This is a genomic window from Nostoc linckia z4 (assembly GCF_002608075.1).
GTDB classification, from domain to species: Bacteria; Cyanobacteriota; Cyanobacteriia; order Cyanobacteriales; family Nostocaceae; genus Nostoc; species Nostoc linckia.
The window spans coordinates 20,613-39,661 of sequence record NZ_LAHA01000072.1 but is presented as its reverse complement, the minus strand read 5'-3'; the positions used below and the strand labels follow the sequence as shown (position 1 = coordinate 39,661).

Below are 19,049 nucleotides of genomic sequence, written 5' to 3'. Positions count from 1 at the left end.
CCCTTTCCCCTTTACCCTTTCCCCTTTACCCTTTCCCCTTTCCCCTTTACCCTTTCCCCTTTCCCCTTTACCCTTTCCCCTTTCCCCTTTCCCCCGCCAAGTCAACTTGGCTATTAAGCAATTTCTGATAACGATGAGAGTTGCTGTTGCAAACTTTTGAGTAAAATTAAAGTTAGTTCATAGGTTGTAGTTTCTCCCTGTTGGGCAAAGTATTCCAAGGCTTTTCGTAAGTCTGCAATTGCGGCTGGTTCGCGGCCAAGCTGATGGTAAGCCATGCCCCGATTTAGGTAAGCTTGGGCGTTGGTGGGATTAAGTTTGAGTGAGTCAGTAAAATCCCTAACAGCACAAGAGCGATCGCCACTTCTGGCACAAGCACAAGCCCGATTATAATAAGCTCTGTAATCATTGGGACTAAGAGCAATTGCCTTTGAAAAGTCGAGCATAGCTGCTTTTAAATCTAATAACTCAAAACGAGCAATTCCGCGATCGTTGTAGATATCTGCTTTGAGTGTGCTAGATGTTTCGGGAATATTACTTAGTGCTTGTTCGTAATCTGATATTGCTTGTAACCGATGACCCAACATCGCACCGGCTACTCCTCGGTTGTAGTAAGCTCTAAAATCATCAGGTTTAAGTGCGATCGCTTGATTATAATCTGCGATCGCTGCTTGATAATTTCTTTGTCTGTAGTATGCTAATCCCCGGTTCAGGTGTGCTTCTACGTTGTTGGGTGTAAAATTCAGAGCTTGATTGCAATCAGCGATGGCATTTTGATAGTCTTTGAGTCTTAGATAAACAAGACAGCGATGGTTATAAGCTGAAGCAAAATCATTCTTGAGCTTAATGGCCTCAGTAAAATTTTCTATGGCTTCCACATAACTGTCATGCTGCATTTTTTCAATCCCTAAGTTGAAAAAATCTCCGGCTGTAATTTCAGTAATGCTAATAGGTAGCGAGTACCCTGGTGAAGCGATAAAAATACACATGAGTGCCAAGGCAATACCAAAATTAAGCATGAATCGGTAAAAGCGACTCATAAAGATATCTCGCATTGCTAACAGAACAAAATACGTAATCTCAAGTTTCGATGAACACTTGTAATTAGGTTTGATGCACGCAGAGTTGCTAATTATAAGTAATTCAGCGAACTTGATGAGGATGTTTTCAAAGTAGTGGCTGATGTATTAAAGCCTTTAGAGCTTCCTATTTTTGCTTATAAATGAGGACTTTCATCGAGTTATTCCCCACTGGAACAAATGGCTTAAGCTCCTTATCAATTCTAATTTTCATATTTATAGCTAGCACCGTCAAAAGACAGTCTGTCAAACTGCCATTGATTCTGACATTTTTCCATGCCCTCTTTTGGTTGTGCGGTTATGTCTGTACTTGAGGCAATTGTAAACCGCTATCAAAGAAGCGATGGTACATTACGGTATTCCGAACCTCGTTGTACGGTTTATAGGTATTTTTTGGTTTTGTCAAGTACTTGCAAAAATTATTTACATAAAGTTATATTTAGTTACATGATTAAACAAAAGAAAAAAAGACATGACAAGCAAAGGCTTTACCATCAACGAACTCGGTCAACTCAACAATTTTGCAATCGAACCAAAGGTTTATGTAGACCAAACCCCAAGAGTTGGCTTTACTGAGTATGCTGAAAAACTCAATGGCCGTTTGGCGATGATTGGTTTTGTTTCACTCATCGCTGTAGAAGCAATCACCGGACACGGATTGATTGGATGGCTAACAAGCTTGTAGATAATTTTGACAATTCAAGAATTTTCATCAATTAATCCACAGAATATTAAACGAGGAAAGCTATGAAAACAGATTTTGATTTCCCTAAAAAAGATTTGATTGGCCCCGTTGTTTTTCGACCTGATTTTAACAACTTTGAAAGCATTAACCTGAATCAAGCCTGGTCACTGTTTTTCACCGCAGGTCAAAACGACAAAGCACTTGGAGAAGAAGCAGAATTAGGTAACTTTTTCACTAACCTTTTAATTGCTGTGGTGGTAACAGGAAGTCTTTGGGGAATTTATTTTAGCAATTTGGGATAAAAAGTTGGCTTCAGGTTTTCAGTTGAATAAATGTATCTGAAGTCTTGGTGATATCCACCAAGACTTCTTTTAAAGATTATGAAAAATCAAAATAACTAAATTCTAAGGAAGACTATTCCGCAGACGACGTAAACAATTTATTGATGCCGCACAATCACAACCAAACAAAGCTACCGCCGCATCGCTTTCTGCATCTGTAACTGCCAACAAAGCTTTTTCCAGATCGTCATCAGTAACATCAATTTCCGCTACGCCTTTTTGCAAATGAGATAATTCTCCAGCACCAGCACAGAAAAATTGCCCAAGTTTTGGATGTCTGACACAAGCTTTTTGGTCTTCTGCGGATACTGGCGTAGTAGCGGCGTCAGGACGGTCTACTGGTTGGGGATTTATTGGTTCATTAGCTGTGGTCACTTTACTGGTCATTAGCATTGAAGCCAAAGACATGAAAGCTGCGGTTTTGGTAGTAAAATTTATTAACAGTTTGTTCATGCAATTGTCCTACAATTAGGTTGCCAATTTTGGGTTAATTTTCTCTAAGGCTTAGTCAGGGAATGATGTTTTTAAAGAATCTGGATACTGAAAGCAATTTATCTGTAATATACACCATGAAATAAATTGTTACTGGAAAATCACAAATTCTTGAAAAACAAGTGACAAAAAAATCAAAGTAAAAGTTTTGAGTTTTTTACCTTGTATCTTTTACATATATTTATCCCTCAAACAGGAGAATTTTTGATTAGAGAGATAGCAATCGATTATACTGCTATTTTTAGCAAGCATCACGCAGTACCGAACAATGTAATATTTAGGGACTTCCAAGTAAAAAAATATTCTACAATCGTTAATTGTTGACGGTTGACAGTTGACAGTTGACAGTCAGCAGTCAACGACCCAACCGGAATAATTTATTTTTTGGAGTTCCCTTATGTTCTTCGTAGAAAGCAGGGAAAGAAAAAATTCCACCTTTTTCGCCTTTACACTTTTCTAGGACTTACGCAACTGGCATATTATTTTAAGTTTGTAGTAAGGACTTCAGTCCTTATTAGAGGACTAAAGTCCTTACTACAAGCAAAAAAAATTTATTTTTTGTGACACTTGCGTAAGTCCTGTTTTCCTTACTTCTGCAATAAATTGATAGCGTTTCCTAGTCTGCTGGGGTATAAATCTCTGCGTATCTCAGCGCTTTACTTTGCGTCCCTACGCTGCGGGTTCCGCCTTTGGCGGTATGCGTTTCAAAATATTATGTGTACCTCACTTAACTGGGAATCAGTATAGATAAAATAAAGATTGGGTTGTTTCTATCTCTTGGTGTGCATTTTAACGTTGAATACGGATATACTTTACCGCAAAAACACTTATATATTGCTTTCATTCCCCCATCGATAGACTAAAAGTGCGATCGCCAGTGCTTTTGATAACACGTCTCAATCATAATTTTTATTTATTCGATACAAATAATAAGATTTTTAAATGGTAATAACTGTAATTTGTTCCCGGAAATAGTATTTACTATAATTTAATGCTTGCGATAAAAATCCATATATTGATAAGTCACTTCAGGAAGGTAAATTCCTGAGATTTGAAGTGAACAAGATTAGCTTGCTCAAGATAACTTAAATTGACTTATCAACCATATAGGAATATCGCGATTAAGTTTTTTTTATTTCGTATATGTGAGGAGCGATCGTGGCAAAATATCTACTAGCCTCCGCTGGTGGAGCAGGTTTTTTGTGGTTAATTTGTGGACTATTACCCGTACAAGCCCATAGTAATTTAAATGTTTCAGAGGAAAATTTAGCAGGCAATGGACATCGAGTCAGCTACATTCACAAGAATTATCTGATTGCTGATAACTTAACTGAACAAAATTTGCCAGTAGACAATCAACAACAAAAAACTGAAGATTTGGGATTGGAAAATCCTGCTAATTCTTTACCGCAAACAACACCAACATCAAATTCATCTCCCTCGTCAGATAGACTCGCACAAGTAACATCTGTATCCCAATTGTCTGATGTACAACCCACAGATTGGGCTTTTCAAGCACTACAATCTTTGGTAGAGCGCTATGGTTGTATCGCTGGTTATCCCAATCTCACCTATCGTGGTAATCGGGCGTTGACTCGCTACGAATTCGCAGCTGGCTTAAATGCTTGTCTAGATAGAATCAATGAACTCATTGCCACAGCAACCGGTGATTTGGTGACTAAAGAAGATTTAGCCGCCTTGCAAAAATTACAAGAACAATTCGCTGCCGAATTAACAACGTTGCGCGGTCGTGTGGATGCTGTGGAAGCACGCACAGCAGAACTAGAAGCAAATCAGTTTTCCACTACTACCAAACTCAATGGTGAAGCTATTATTGCTGCTGTTGGTGCTACCGGTGGCGCTCCTGATACGGACGATCCAAATATCATCCTAGTCAATAGAGTGCGATTAAATCTAACCACTAGTTTTACAGGCAAAGATTTATTAATCACCGGTCTGCAAGCTTACAATTTTTTGGGTGGAACAGATGGTAATGGTAGCCTGCAAGAAAGTTTAGGATTAGCTTCTCCTTTACTGAGTTCTAGTAGTGCTCGTACTAGTTTTGAACCGCAGTTTCCAGGGGTTAACGTCAATACTTTGTCAGGGGTTGGTGCTAATAGCGTACAGCTTTACAAGTTGCTGTATATTTTTCCCGTGGCTAATAAATTAACCTTATTTGCCGGAACTGCGGCGGAAACATCAGATGCTTTCCCAGCAATTACACCTTTTTATGGTGAGGGACAAGAATCAATTTCTCGTTTTGCAAGTTTGAATCCTGTATTACGCGTCTCTGGTGGGACTTCTGGCACTGGTTTAGCATCCGCGGCGGGATTTATTTATAATGTTTCCCCAAGTCTTGATTTCAGAGCTTTATACGGTAGCGTCAATGCTAACCTTCCTCAAAAATCTCCAGACGAAGCACTACCAGGAGTTTCCACTACACCATTAGGGGGAGGTTTTTTTAGCGGTAGTAGTGTAGTGGCGGCACAGTTAACCTTCAAGCCCAGCCGTAACTTTGATATTGGTTTGAACTATGCCAACAGCTACCACGAAATCAATATTTTAGGTACGGGATTAATTAGCAGTGACATCGGTGCTTTAAGTGGTCTGCCAGCTGGGACACCAGTCAAACTCAACTCTGTTGGTGGTACTCTGACATGGCGATTTTCTCCGAAGATAGCCTTATCTGGCTATGGTGCGGCGCTATTTGTTGATGATTCTTCTGGAGATGTTGATGCTTCCACTACCTTTACAAGTTGGATGGTGGGAGTTCACTTCAGTGACTTATTCAAGTCAGGAAACAATGCAGGGGTTATTTTTGGTCAACCGCTTTACCGTAGTGATGCTGGTGGTGCGGCTGTACTTGGTTCAAATCGGGCTACCCCTTACCATTTAGAAGCGTATTATCGCATCAAACTCAACGATAACATTAGCATTACCCCCGGTGGCTTTGTGTTGTTTAACCCAGAGGGTGACAGCACGAACGAGACAACAACGGTAGGTGTACTCAGGACTACTTTTACATTTTAAATACTACTGTTGACTGTTGACTGTTGGCAGTTAACAGTCAACAATCAACCACCATTTATTGTTTATTCTCAGCTAGTAGTTCGCCAAGTCAACTTAGCTCTTTAAAGGGGAAAGGGGAAAGGGGAAAAAATCAAAACCTTTTCCCTTTACCCCTTACCCTTTTCCCCCCAAAGTTAACTTGCCAGACTACTAGTTTTAGTACTCTGCCATCCGTGTAAAATCGGCATAGTAAACAATCCCCACGCCAAACCTGTAATCAACCCAAAAGGCGTAACGATGTAATTATTGAAACTCCAAAAACCAAAAATTTCTGCGGCCAATTCTAATGGATAAGCCATCATGAACACGCTAGCTAAGGCTGCGCCGTTCCAGCCATACTTATTTAACCAGTAAAAACCTTTATCACCAGTCACACCATACAACAGGCGAGTAAATAGCAAACCCGTAACAGTGCCGTAACAACGCATACATACAGCCATAATATATGGGGGTGCTAAATCTAGACCCAAAGTTGGTTGCGGACACACACAATCACCCATAAAGTAAATGATATTGGCAATTATGCCAAGCAAAGACACCCCAGATGCAGCCAAAAAGGGAGCAGTTACAGGGCCGATAACCATCCCCGCTAGCATGATGTCAGCAATCAAACTGACCCAATTAAGATTTTTGGCAGATTCTAATTGCCCTGCGGAAACGATTCTTTGCATAAAGTATCCTTTTTTTGTGTTATTTTTTTGTCTTTTTTAATATACTTACATATCTATAGCAATCCTATTTCACTTGTGAACAATATCGGTGTTAAATGTTGACTGTTGACTGTCAACGGTTAACGGTCAATAACCGTAACACGTAATATTTAACAAATTATTTGGGATTGCTATATGGGACTCTTATTTGATTGCAGGAAAAATCTGATTACCTATTTTCTACTTCTGTTCAGATACCATTAATCGCGCCTGTCCCTACTTTCTACTTTTTTGGTAATATGTTAGACAAAAAAACATTGATAGCTACAGAGAATCAATCTTTCCAGTCTCAAGAATTCTTCAATGACCAATGGAAAGTCTACCAGAAAATACTCGACAATAATTACATGGGACACCATGAAATTTATTCTGTGTTAGAAAAATTTCTGCTCAGCTACTTTCAACAACCCTTGAAAATGCTTGATTTAGGATGTGGCGATGCTAATTTTACTGCCCAGGCTTTGTTAAATAGTACTATTACTTCCTATCAAGGAATAGACTTATCCATACCTGCACTAGAAATCGCTAAGGATAATATGGGAAAGATTCAGTGTGACACGACCTTTACCCAAGGCAATTTTAGTGAATTGATTCCCGAATTAATGTTAACTCAACGCCATAGCTTTGATGCTATTCTCTGTTCCTTTGCTCTACATCACCTGAGTCTTGAAGAAAAGGATTTAATTATTAGTCAGATTAAAGAACTTTTGACATTTAACGGGGTTTTTATTTTGATTGATGTTTTTCGTCAAGCAGCAGAAGACCGAGAAACCTATCTGAGACGTTACTTACAAAGTGTACGCCAAGACTGGTCTTTATTAACTTCCCAAGAATATTTACTCTTGGAAAACCATATTTCTACCAGTGATTTTCCTGAGACTCAACAAACTTTTCACGCAATTTCCCAAAAGTACAATTTTAGTCGCTTTGAATGTCTATGTGATAATGTAAATAATGCTACACAAATATTGTGCTTTTATCGATAATCACCAAAAATTAAAAGATTTTTATTTTTGAATTCATAGCTATAGTTTTCAATACCTCTAAATTTCTCTTAAAAAGGAAGACTTTGATTTTGCTTCCCCCCTTTTTAAGGCTACCGCGTACACACTAGTATAAGCAGCAAAGATTTCAACTCTTTAATTCTCGATAAATACCCAAATTTTGGACATTGCCAAAACTATAGCCGGACTACACCGACAAGGTAACATTGATAACATTTTTACACTAGGATTTGTATGTTGTATCGAAAACTACTAATTACATGATCTTAAAGTTGATTTACTAAATACAACATTTCTAGGACTTACGCAAGTGTCACAAAAAATCAATTTTTTTTGCTTGTAGTAAGGACTTTAGTCCTCTAATAAGGACTGAAGTCCTTACTACGAACTTAAAATAATATGCCAGTTGCCTAAGTCCTAACTCTCTTAAACTCTCATTCCTCCGTGAACTCTGTGTTCTCTGTGGTTAGTTTTCCATTGCTGTGCGTAAGTCCTGATTTCATTAAATCGTACCGAATTCTCTGCGTTCCTTTGCGTTTAAATTCTTATACAAAGCTGTACTCACTAATACTTTCAAAGTGCAAATGTCAACACTCATCAGAATGAATTATTAATTCTATCTAGAGAAAGTGTGAAAAATTTATTAAAAATATTATGGTATTGTCGAGTAATAAATTTTTTATTACTCACATAGCGGTACCACTAAGGAAAATGACAGGCTCTCCAAATCCAGAAAATGATCGCGAACCAAGGAATCCTCGTTTAAATCTGCTGCTTTTAAAACGTGCCAGTTTGGTTTTAGGAATCATTTTACTTGGAGGAATTGCAGCCGGTGTTTGGTGGACTAGAAACTATGTTTATGAAGATCTAGCACCTTTAGTACAGCAAAATCTTGAACAATTACTGGGGCGTCCAATCAAATTAGGAAGAGTTGAACGGTTTTCACTTTCTAGTTTGAGATTTGCTTCCCTATCGATACCAGCAACCCCTACAGATGCAGACGAATTGACGGCACAAGCTGTAGATGTGCAGTTTTCACCTTTACAAGTTCTTTTAAGTAGAAAACTATCATTAAATGTCACATTAGTCCAGCCCAAGGTCTATATTCAACAGGATCGGGATGGTCGCTGGGTGACGGCGCAAGTTAAAAGTGGAGAAGGGACAGGTATCATTCAAACTGAGTTACAAACACTGCAACTTGTTGATGGAAATGTAGAGTTATCTCCAGCGATCGCCGCAACTAAACCAAAAGGTTCTGTAGTTATCAATCAATTCGGTGGTGTTGCCAAATTTGCACCAGGAAACCAAGGAGTTGATTATGAAATCAACGGTCAACTCACTAGAGGAGGTGCTGTTAAAATTTCTGGTGACACACAATTTAAAACCGAACAAACTAACTTAAAAGTTGTAGCCCAAAATTTACAAGCATCTGATGTTAGCCGTTTAATTGAGTTACCAATTGTTTTGCAAGCTGGCAAAATAGATGCTGATTTAGGAGTTGTAATTCCATCAAATGCCTCGCAAATCGCTATTAATGGTACGGCTATTTCTCATCAAGTTACTGCTCAAATTGAAAATCTGCCCCAAAAGTTTGCTAATGCCAATGGTAGATTAACATTTCAAGGTCAAACCATCGCTTTGAATAATCTAACGACAAACTTTGGTAAAGTCCCGATAATAGCCAATGGAGCAGTTAACACGCAAACAGGTTTTAATCTCTCAGCCCAGATTAAACCAGTCAGTGCTAGAAATATCTTAGACACCCTAAAAATCAAATCACCGGTGGCGGCCATCGGTGAAGTACAAGCAAATATTAAGTTGCAGGGGCCACTCCAGCAGCCTGTTCTCAGCGGTATCGCCAGTAACACCAAGCCAGTCCAAATTGACCGCGTTCGATTTAAAAGCGTCAACACGGATTTTAAATTAAGTGTATCTAAAAAGACATCTCAAATTGCCATCTCAAATCTGAAATTAGTGCCCGCAGCCGGTGGTGAAATTACTGGCAGAGGTGAAGCAACACTTAACGATAGAGTAAAATTTAATATTTTAGCTGACAGTGTTTCCGGAGATTTACTGGCAAAAAGCTACGATTTCACTTTGCCAATTAATGTTGGCAATATCTCAGCAAGGGCAGAAATTACTGGTTCGCTGGGCAAACAACCATTATTACTCAACGTTTCCAGCCTGCAAATGCAGCCCCCAGCTGGGGGGCAAATCTTGGGGAATGGTCAAATTCAATTAGCACCACAAGGCAACGTCTTATTTAACATTCAAGCCCAAAATTTACCAGGAGATGTAATCGCCAATACAAACAATACTTCATCTACCATCAAAATTGGTACGGTATCGGCAAATGCTAGAGTTAGCGGTACTCTTGGGAATCTACGGACAGTGGTGCAACTGCAAGCGCCCACTGCGACCTATCCCGTAACGGGACAATTTGCCATTGCTCAACAAGGGCAGAATATTCTCTTGCCAAGTGCTATTTTTAACGTTGCAGGTGGTAGAATCATAGCTACAGGTAGAGTTGTACAACAACGTTGGCAAGCTTTTGTCAACGCTCAAAGTTTGCAATTAAATCGTTTCCAACAGATACCACCGCAGTTCCAAGGAGTTTTGAGCAATGCCGCGTTGAGTTTGTCAGGAAGTACTGCTTCTTTTCAACCCTCAACCATTCAAGCTACAGGACGAGCAAACTTAAATGTGGCGGGAGGTAGGCTTAATCTTAGGGATATTAACTTGAATGGCGGTCGCTGGCAAGCAGTTGCTAATGCTTCCCAAATTCAACTTAACCGTTTCTCGCCAGAATTGCGGGGACTGCTGAGTAGTAACGTCAAGTTGACAGGTACAACAAACTCCTTCCAGCTTGCAGATATTCGCGCCGCAGGACAAATTCGCGCTTCACAAGGGTTGGCACAATTAGCACAACCAGTGACAGCGCAATTTCAATGGAACGGACAGCAAATTATAGTTGAACGGGCAACCACACCAGGAGTTAGTGCCAGTGGTGCGATCGCTGTACAATTACCGCAAACGGGTACACCCGAAATTGCTGGTTTTAATTTGAATGTCCAAGCCCAGAACTTCAACCTCAAAAATACAGGCGCTTTTGTTCCTGGAGATTTAACACTAGCAGGGTTATTAGATTTTAATGGACAAATTACAGGCACTCCTAACACTCCTCAAGCTACTGGCAGTATCCGGCTGCGGAATTTTAATGTCAGTAACTTGGCATTCGACCCAGTTTTAACTGGAAATGTGAATTTTCAAGGCGGACAGGGAGCCAGCTTACAACTTGCTGGCACACAAGACAGGATAGCAGTAAACCTGGGTGCAGATTATCGTCCAACGTCATTTTTAGTCAAGCGCGATGCGGCGGTGACCACAGGAAGAACCCAGGGAGATAATTTGATTATCAACGCCCAACAGTTTCCCATAGCCCTGGTTGGCGGATTTTTACCTGACAATAGGTTGAAACCTTTATCAGGGCAATTATCGGGAAACTTAGTTGTGAATCTGAATAATTATGCCGTGAATGGAGACGTAGCGATTACCAACCCACGCGTTGCCAGAGTTTCCGCAGACGAATTTCGCGGTAATATCAACTATGCCGATGGCACAGCTAGTTTAAATAATGGTCAATTGCGGTTGGGAAGCGGCAATATAGCCTTAAGTGGAAATTTGCAAACCGGAAATGACCCCAAATTTCAAGTCCAAGCTAACGTCAATCAAATTCAAGTCCAACAACTCTTACAAGCGTTTAATATCTACGACTTTCAAGATTTTGGTAGCGGCTTAGAATCTCCCACCTTAGCAGGAGCAGAAGCACTCAACACCACAGCCGTTAGTTTACCAAATGCAGATTTAAAAACTCAATTAGAGTATTTCTCCAAAATTACAGCATCCCTAGCACAACAACAACAAGCAGATACCCAAAAAACAGCAACTTTACCCACCATTGGAGAATTAACAGGTGCATTGAATGGGGGAATTACAGCTAGTGGTTCCTTAAAATCTGGGTTGAATGCCGACTTTAATTTCCAAGGTAATAATTGGCAATGGGGTCAATATTCCATTAATCAAGTTATAGCTAGAGGTAATTTTGCAGATGGCGTGGTGACAGTTTCACCATTAAGCATCGGCATCAACCAAGGATTAATTGCTTTTGCTGGACAGTTGGGAAGCGAACAACTATCTGGAAATTTGAATATTGCCAGTTTGCCGCTATCACTTTTGCAGCCATTTATCGAAAAATATCCTATAGATATTACCGGTCAACTCAATGCTACGGCTAATCTGCAAGGCAGTTTAAAAGATCCAACAGTCAATGGCTCAGCATCCTTGGCTAATGCCACTTTAAACCAACAACCAATACAAACAGGACAGCTGAAATTTAACTACGACAATGCTCGTGTCAATTTTGATAGTACCTTGCTATTGACGGGAACACAACCCATTGCCATTACAGGTAGCGTACCGGCTCCTTTACCTTTTGTAGCAGTTAAACCAGATAACAATCAAATCAGCGTTAACGCCAGGGTGAATAATGAAGGCTTGGCACTGTTAAATGTATTTACCAATAATCAAGTTAGTTGGGTAAATGGTGCAGGTGAAGTGGATGTCAAAGTCCAAGGTACTTTAAGCCAGCCAATTATCAACGGAACTGCCACAATTAGCAATGCTACTTTTAAAGCTGAAGCTTTATCGGAACCCCTCACAAATGTCACAGGAACACTACTATTTAATGGCGACACCTTAAATGTAGAGAATATTCAAGGTAATTATAATCAAGGACTAGTGGCTGCATCGGGAATCTTGCCGATTTTTACTGCTGAGCAAAGTATATCTAATCCTCTAACTGTATCAATAGAAAAACAACTCAATTTTAAAATTCCGGCATTATATGAAGGCGGTGTTAGTGGTAGCGCCGTAATTCGGGGAACAGCACTAAATCCGATAATTGGTGGAGAAATTAAACTCAGTGATGGTCAAGTCATCATTGGAAAATCTGCTGCTGAAACTTCACAACCAGCAACCACACAAGAGCCTACTACTATTACTCTCAATACACCAGAAACTAATAGTGAAGTCACAACAGCATCAGCTAACACTCAGACCCCAACTAGACCCAACTTACCTGTGGAGTTTGCAGATTTACGGTTGATTTTAGGCGACGATGTACGAGTTACCACAGAGTCTTTACTTGGCTTTGTACCTGGAGGAGCAGCATTGAGTCAACCCATACTCAGCTTTGACGCTGAAGGCGACTTGACCATTAATGGTACTTTAGCCAAACCCCTCCCCCAAGGACTCATCCGTTTAACAGGAGGACGGCTCAGCTTATTTACAACTGAGTTTACCTTGGCGCGGGGTTACGAACACACCGCCCGATTTACTCCAAGTCAAGGACTCGATCCTACCTTAGATGTGCGATTGGTAGCAGTTGTACCTGAAGCATCAGCAACCAGCAATCGAATTTTGGAATCTCCTTTGTCAGCTGAAATCAGCGATGCTTCTGTGAATAATTTTGGTACTTTACGTACCGTTCGCGTCCAAGCAAGGGCCACGGGGCCAGCCAGTGAATTAGCAGATAACCTGGAATTAACTAGCGAACCGAGCCGCAGTCGAGGAGAAATTGTGGCTTTGCTTGGTGGCTCGATTTTGAATTCCTTGAGTCAACCAGGAGATTTAACCCAAGGATTGACTAATTTCGCCAGTTCTACTATTTTGGGTAGCCTGCAAGGAACCATAACTGCCATCGGACAAGCTGTTGGTTTTAGTGAATTTCGCATCTTTCCTACCCCCACTACAAATCAACAATCAAGGCGAGCATCGGTTCTTGATTTATCTGCGGAGGGTGTATTTAATGTTAATCGGAATTTCTCCGTTTCTTTATCGCGGGCTTTTTCTACCAATGAGTCTTTCCGTTACAATGTACTTTACCGTTTGAATGATGAAATTCTGGTACGCGGCTCAACTAATTTAGATGATGAAAGTCTGCTCTCAGTGGAGTATGAAAATCGATTTTAAAAATCAGAATTCAGAATTCAGAATTCAGAATTCAGAATTCAGAAATAATTTAGGTAGAGTTTTAGCAAAATCAAGTGTCTAGGAATCAATTACAACAATGCGAACTGTGTGAAAGAGAGATGGAAAATTTAACTATCCATCACTTAGTTCCACGACAAAATACCAAACGCAAAAAACAAGATCCAGGCCCGACAATCAATATCTGTTCTGCGTGCCATCGCCAGATTCATGCTTTATTCGACAATAAAGTGCTTGCTAAAGAACTCAACACAATAGATAAGCTCAGCAATGAGCCGCAAATGCAAAAATTTTTGGTTTGGGTGAGAAAGCAAGACCCAGGTAAGCGAGTTTCAGTCCATCGCTAAACAAGAACAGGAATTACGCAAAGATAACATAATTTCGTCATTAAGAGCCATAGCGTAGTGGTCTATCCCATTAATGTTGTAGGAAAAGAATGTTCGTAGTAAGGACTTTAGTCCTTGATTTTTAAGCACTAAAGTGCTTACTACGAACCTTTGATACCAATTCACCAAAATATTGATACACATACAATAACTTGTACGGGCGAACGGCTGTACCCTGCGGGAAGGCAGAGCCTACGCCCCTACGCTTACGCAACGGCTGTACCCTGCGGGAAGGCAGAGCCTACGCCCCTACGCCCTAACGCTTGTATTTGTATCATTTATAAAGTGAAATGGTATGAGAACTGATAGACCAGTAGTAATCTCCCCTAGTGCTTGTGCCGTGTTTGTTGCATTGTTTTTTGAAACTGTTATGACACGCTTTTTTGCTTTTGAATGCAGAAGCGAAATGTATAAACGGGAATTATAAAGCAAACGTCTGTTGAGACAGGCGATCGCATTTTCTACGTAATTATGCTCTTAAAAGCTTTAAAGCGGCGTTCAGTATCCAAGCAGTTGCCACTACACCTGATTCTCATTGTTCCGTTTGTGCTACAAATTTTCGCAATTGTTGGATTAACTGGTTATCTAACTATCACTAATGGTTACAAGGCGGTTAATGCTGTTGCATCTGAGCTACGCAATGAAATCAGCGTTCGTATTCATCAACAAATTCTCATTTATTTGGAAAAACCCTACATTGTTAATCAAACGGTTGCATCTGCAATTTCACAAGGACAAATAAATTTAAGCGATATTCAAGCATTGGAGCATTATTTTTGGCGTTTGGCGAAGCAAAACACTGTGGATTTTCTCCAGGTTGCCACTTTTGAAGGAACCAACGTTTTAATTGAACGTTTGCCAGAAGAAGGATTTATTGTAGCTCGAACCGCAGACGAATCAACTTTCCCCAATCGTAAAAGTTACCGCCTGAATAATCAAGGTCAACGAATTGAACTATTAAAAATTCAAACCTTTGACCCCCGTACCCGACCTTGGTATAAAGCTGCATTAAAAGCAAGACAAGCAACTTGGACTGAAATCTTTGTAGCTTCTACCAGTTCATCAAAAGCCACTATTGCTTTATCTGAGCCGATTTACAGCCCTACAGGAAAATTATTAGGAGTACAAAGTACTAACTTTCGCCTCTTAAAGATCCATGATTTTCTTAAAAGTGTCAAGGTTGGTCATACTGGACAGACTTTTATTATGGATAAAGCGGGAAACTTAATTGCTAGTTCAGTCATCAAACAACCATACAAGATTGACGACTCGAAAATAGAGCAGATCCCCGCGAAAAAAATAGATAATCTTACTATTAGTTTGACAGCAGAAACTTTATTTCAACGCTTTGGCAATTTAAGCGTGATTAAGGATAACCAACAGCTTGATTTTCTGCTTAACGGCAAACGTCAATTTGTGCAAGTTTCACCAATTCAAGACGGGCGAGGAATTGATTGGTTGAGTGTGGTAGTACTTCCTGAGTCGGATTTTATGGCACAAATCAATGCCAACACACGCACAACAATTTTCTTATGTTTAGCTGCATTGATTATTGCAATAGTTTTGGGAATTTATACTTCACAGTGGATTGCTCGACCGATCATGTTTTTAAGTCAAGCATCTGAGGCCATTGCAAGTGGAGCATTCTACCAAAATGTACAAATTTTTAAGGTTCGAGAATTAGCTATTCTAGCTCGTTCGTTTAATCGGATGGCACAGCAATTGCAGGAATTATTTACTAATTTAGAACAAACTAATCAGCAATTAGAACAACGAGTTGAAGAACGAACATCTGAGCTAAAAAACACTCTCGAAAATCTCCAACGGGCCCAAACACAAATGATTGCCGAAAAAATGTCGAGCTTGGGACAATTAGTGGCTGGAGTAGCTCATGAAATTAATAACCCCGTTAGTTTCATTCATGGAAACGTGCATCATTTATCGAATTACACTCAAAATCTACTGGAGTTGATACAACTTTATCAAACCCAATATCCCAATTCGACTTCAGCAATTCAAGACAAAATTGATGATATCGATTTGGAATTTATTACTAAAGATATGGTAAAGATACTTTCATCTATGAAAATTGGTACCGAACGCATTCGAGAAATCGTCAAATCTCTACGTACCTTTTCACGTTTAGATGAAGCTGAAGTTAAACAAGTTGATATTCATGAAGGAATTGAAACTACATTACTAATTCTCCAGCATCGGTTGACTGCTAATACAAAGCATCCAGAAATTGAAGTCATTCGTAATTACGGTAATTTACCTTTTGTTGAGTGCTATTCAGGACAACTCAACCAAGTATTTATGAATATTCTAATCAACGCCATTGATGCAATAGATCAAGCCAAAGCTCAACGAACTTCCGAAGAAATCCAGCACAATCCCAGCCAAATTACAATTTGTACCTCAGTAATCAATTTAGATTGGGTAGAAATTGCGATCGCTGATAATGGTTTAGGTATGTCATTTGATGTTCAACAACGAATTTTTGAGCCATTTTTTACAACAAAACCCGTAGGCAAAGGTACGGGTATGGGTCTTTCTATTAGCTATCAAATCATCATCGATAAGCATAATGGCAAACTAAACTGTTTCTCTAGCCTGGGAGAAGGAACGACATTTGTAATTGAGATTCCTGTAAAACCGCTCTTGTGGGAAAAGGGAAAAGGTTAAAGGGGAAAGGGAAAATACCAAACATGCACCCCCTTTTACGGACTTCTCTTAGAAGTCCATTGCCTCTAAGCTGATTGTTGTCCGACCTGAGAAAATTGCCATAAAGAAAATATTAGCGATCGCATTATTCGCAACGGTTATTGATATCATCAAACTCAAGAGAAATTGCGATCGCTTCTCCACCCTAATATATATAACAATCCTAAATAATTTGTGAAATATAGCAGGCAACAGGCAATAGGTAAAGAAAGTCTGTTGTTGTCTGGGTTTTCCTGTCAATTTATGTCCTAAACTATGCTTCAACTGCTTTATCACATGTTAGGGTTATTGACTGTTGACGGTTCACAGTCAACAGTCAACAGTCAACAGCGAACGATATTTTTCACAACTGAAATCGGATTCCTACAGTTAACTTTGATAAGGGCGCGGCAGTTGGCGCAGTTTATGAGCAGTATCTAATTCACTATTGTTTTTTCTGCCATATCCCCAACCTAAGATGCGGCGATATTCACCCATGATGCCACTTTCAATTAACTCATCCTCATTAACTGCAATATCAGTATGAGATTGGGGAGCAACATAAAGTGCATCAGCAGGACAATATGCCTCACACATGAAACAAGTTTGACAGTCTTCCTTACGAGCAATTACAGGCGCTTGGTTAGGAACTGCATCAAAAACATTAGTAGGACAAACTTCAACACACAGATTGCAATTAATACACAGTTTCTGGCTGACAAGCTCAATCATATATTGCTCCTGCTATAACTTCGATACAACGGGTGTGGTTGGAGTGGTTTCTACCGGTGATGTAGTAACAGTATCCGTAATCCAATCACGTCTTACCCAAAGCTTATCTAAGCCGCCTGTGGCTTGATAATAACGCTGATTGCGATCGGTTTGTGGATAATCCACTCGAATATGTTCGCTACGAGTTTCTGTACGGTGTAAAGCACTAAAATATGCCCATCGTGCTACAGCTGTGAGTGCAGCTGCGCGACGAGAAAATTCTATGTCACGTACAGTATCTTGTTTGGGATTTCCTTGTACTTGTTGCCATAGGGCTTCTAATTTGGCTAGAGAATCGAGAAGTTTTTGCTCAGAACGTAAATAATTTTTCTCCAACGGAAACATCTGTGCTTGAACACCGCGCACAATTGCATCACTATCAAATGTTTCAGATGCAAAGGAGTTTGAGCGCAATCCCACTTGACCTGCTGCACGTGCAACCCGTTCATTTGCACGTGCGCCCAGACTCTTGGCAAAAACAGCCGCTCCAACTCCTGCCCATTGTCCTGTAGAGATTGCCCAAGCAGCATTAGGGCCGCCACCACCAGAAGCTAAACCTGCTAAAAACTCCCGTGATGCAGCATCACCAGCTGCGTAAAGTCCGGGCACTTTTGTAGCGCAATTATCATCCACGAGTCGAATTCCACCTGTACCCCGGACTGTCCCTTCTAAAATCAGTGTTACAGGTACTCTTTCTGTGTAGGGATCAATGCCAGCTTTTTTATATGGTAGAAAAGCGATGAAATGAGACTTTTCAATTACTGCCTTGACTTCATCTGTAGCTTTATCCAAACGAGCATAAACGGAACCTTTCATCAGGGCATTGGGGAGGAAGGCAGGATCGCGACGACCATCGATATAACCACCAAGATCTTTACCTGTTTCATCGGTGTAACTAGCCCAGCCAAAGGGAACACCCCGCGTTACTGTGGCATTAAAAGCGGTTGAAATTGCATAGTGATTAGAAGCTTCCATACTGGAGAGTTCGCCGCCAGCTTCTACTGCCATCAGCATTCCATCACCTGTATTCGTATTGCAACCTAATGCTTTACTTAAGAATGCACAACCGCCATTTGCCAAGACTACTGCACCAGCACGAACGGTATAAAAACGATGATGTTGTCTCTGTACACCTCTTGCTCCTGCTACTGAGCCGTCTTCGGCTAATAAAAGCTCTAAAGCCGGACTTTGGTCGAGGATTTGCACGCCAGAACGCAAGAGGTTTTTGCGGAGTACTCGCATATATTCAGGGCCATAGTAACTCTGACGCACAGATTCCCCATTTTCTTTGGGGAAACGATACCCCCATTTTTCTACTAAAGGCAAACTCAGCCAAGTTTTTTCGATAACACGCTCAATCCAACGTAAGTTAGCGAGGTCTTTCCCTACGCGATAACGCTCCGATGCAACTTTTTGCCAATTCTCTGGAGAGGGAGTCATAATTCCATTACCACTAGCTGCTGCTGCACCGCTTGTACCCAGAAAACCTTTATCAGCAATGATAACTTTGACACCTTGAGATGCAGCTGCCCACGCTGCCCAGGCAGCGGCAGGGCCACCACCAATTACCAACACGTCAGCACTTAGTTGCAGTTCATTTTCTGTTAGCAATTTTTTATTCCTCTTATTTGGCATTTAGCTTTGTACTTAATGTCAACAATTTATACAGGCACAAGCATACTCACCCGCATTTTCTGTTAGTAATTCGTCATCAGTGTCATCTTCGACAATGAGCTACTAAACTGGCGTGTTTTGCCTATCTGC

At 40.4% G+C, this 19,049-nt stretch carries 13 protein-coding genes; 7 read left to right on the top strand and 6 right to left on the bottom strand.

What is annotated here, in order from left to right; genetic code table 11:
- Positions 1-113: 113 nt before the first annotated feature.
- Positions 114-1,037, bottom strand: a complete 924-nt coding sequence (locus VF06_RS33850) for a tetratricopeptide repeat protein (RefSeq protein WP_099071455.1) — start codon at positions 1,035-1,037, stop codon at positions 114-116.
- 511 nt (positions 1,038-1,548) lie between these two features.
- Here VF06_RS33850 and VF06_RS33845 point away from each other — a divergent pair.
- Both VF06_RS33845 and VF06_RS33840 read left to right on the top strand, forming a co-directional pair.
- Positions 1,549-1,761, top strand: coding sequence for a CAB/ELIP/HLIP family chlorophyll-binding protein (locus VF06_RS33845; RefSeq protein WP_099071456.1), 213 nt, complete (start codon positions 1,549-1,551; stop codon positions 1,759-1,761).
- A 62-nt stretch (positions 1,762-1,823) separates the two neighbouring features.
- Positions 1,824-2,063, top strand: coding sequence for a hypothetical protein (locus VF06_RS33840; RefSeq protein WP_099071457.1), 240 nt, complete (start codon positions 1,824-1,826; stop codon positions 2,061-2,063).
- A 102-nt stretch (positions 2,064-2,165) separates the two neighbouring features.
- Here VF06_RS33840 and VF06_RS33835 read toward each other — a convergent pair whose 3' ends face one another.
- On the bottom strand, positions 2,166-2,555 hold the full coding sequence (locus VF06_RS33835) for a hypothetical protein (RefSeq protein WP_099071458.1): 390 nt from the start codon (positions 2,553-2,555) through the stop codon (positions 2,166-2,168).
- Positions 2,556-3,752: 1,197 nt separating this feature from the next.
- Between VF06_RS33835 and VF06_RS33830 the strand changes: the two genes are divergently transcribed.
- On the top strand, positions 3,753-5,624 hold the full coding sequence (locus VF06_RS33830; protein WP_099071459.1) for an iron uptake porin: 1,872 nt from the start codon (positions 3,753-3,755) through the stop codon (positions 5,622-5,624).
- 173 nt (positions 5,625-5,797) lie between these two features.
- On the opposite strand, the gene VF06_RS33825 is transcribed toward VF06_RS33830, so the two are convergent.
- Complete coding sequence (locus VF06_RS33825) at positions 5,798-6,334, bottom strand: DUF2085 domain-containing protein (RefSeq protein WP_099071460.1); 537 nt, start codon at positions 6,332-6,334, stop codon at positions 5,798-5,800.
- A gap of 278 nt (positions 6,335-6,612) precedes the next feature.
- On the opposite strand from VF06_RS33825, the gene VF06_RS33820 reads away from it, so the two are divergent.
- From VF06_RS33820 to VF06_RS33805, 4 genes are all read left to right on the top strand, one after another.
- A complete protein-coding gene (locus tag VF06_RS33820; RefSeq protein ID WP_099071461.1) occupies positions 6,613-7,359 on the top strand; it encodes a class I SAM-dependent methyltransferase in 747 nt (248 codons plus the stop codon).
- Positions 7,360-8,088: 729 nt separating this feature from the next.
- Entirely contained in the window at positions 8,089-13,407 is a 5,319-nt protein-coding gene (locus VF06_RS33815; protein WP_099071462.1) for a translocation/assembly module TamB domain-containing protein, read from the top strand.
- Between the two features lie 74 nt (positions 13,408-13,481).
- Positions 13,482-13,772 carry an HNH endonuclease gene (locus tag VF06_RS33810; protein ID WP_244918207.1) on the top strand — a complete coding sequence of 97 codons (291 nt, stop codon included), beginning with the start codon at positions 13,482-13,484 and terminating at the stop codon, positions 13,770-13,772.
- Between the two features lie 510 nt (positions 13,773-14,282).
- Positions 14,283-16,496, top strand: coding sequence for an ATP-binding protein (locus tag VF06_RS33805; protein WP_099071464.1), 2,214 nt, complete (start codon positions 14,283-14,285; stop codon positions 16,494-16,496).
- Positions 16,497-16,544: 48 nt separating this feature from the next.
- Here VF06_RS33805 and VF06_RS39835 read toward each other — a convergent pair whose 3' ends face one another.
- From VF06_RS39835 to VF06_RS33795, 3 genes are all read right to left on the bottom strand, one after another.
- Complete coding sequence (locus tag VF06_RS39835; protein ID WP_143861824.1) at positions 16,545-16,799, bottom strand: hypothetical protein; 255 nt, start codon at positions 16,797-16,799, stop codon at positions 16,545-16,547.
- A 105-nt stretch (positions 16,800-16,904) separates the two neighbouring features.
- On the bottom strand, positions 16,905-17,246 hold the full coding sequence (locus VF06_RS33800; RefSeq protein ID WP_099071465.1) for a 4Fe-4S dicluster domain-containing protein: 342 nt from the start codon (positions 17,244-17,246) through the stop codon (positions 16,905-16,907).
- 12 nt (positions 17,247-17,258) lie between these two features.
- Positions 17,259-18,896: an FAD-dependent oxidoreductase gene (locus VF06_RS33795; protein ID WP_244918206.1), complete on the bottom strand. Its 1,638-nt coding sequence runs from the start codon at positions 18,894-18,896 to the stop codon at positions 17,259-17,261.
- Positions 18,897-19,049: the final 153 nt, after the last annotated feature.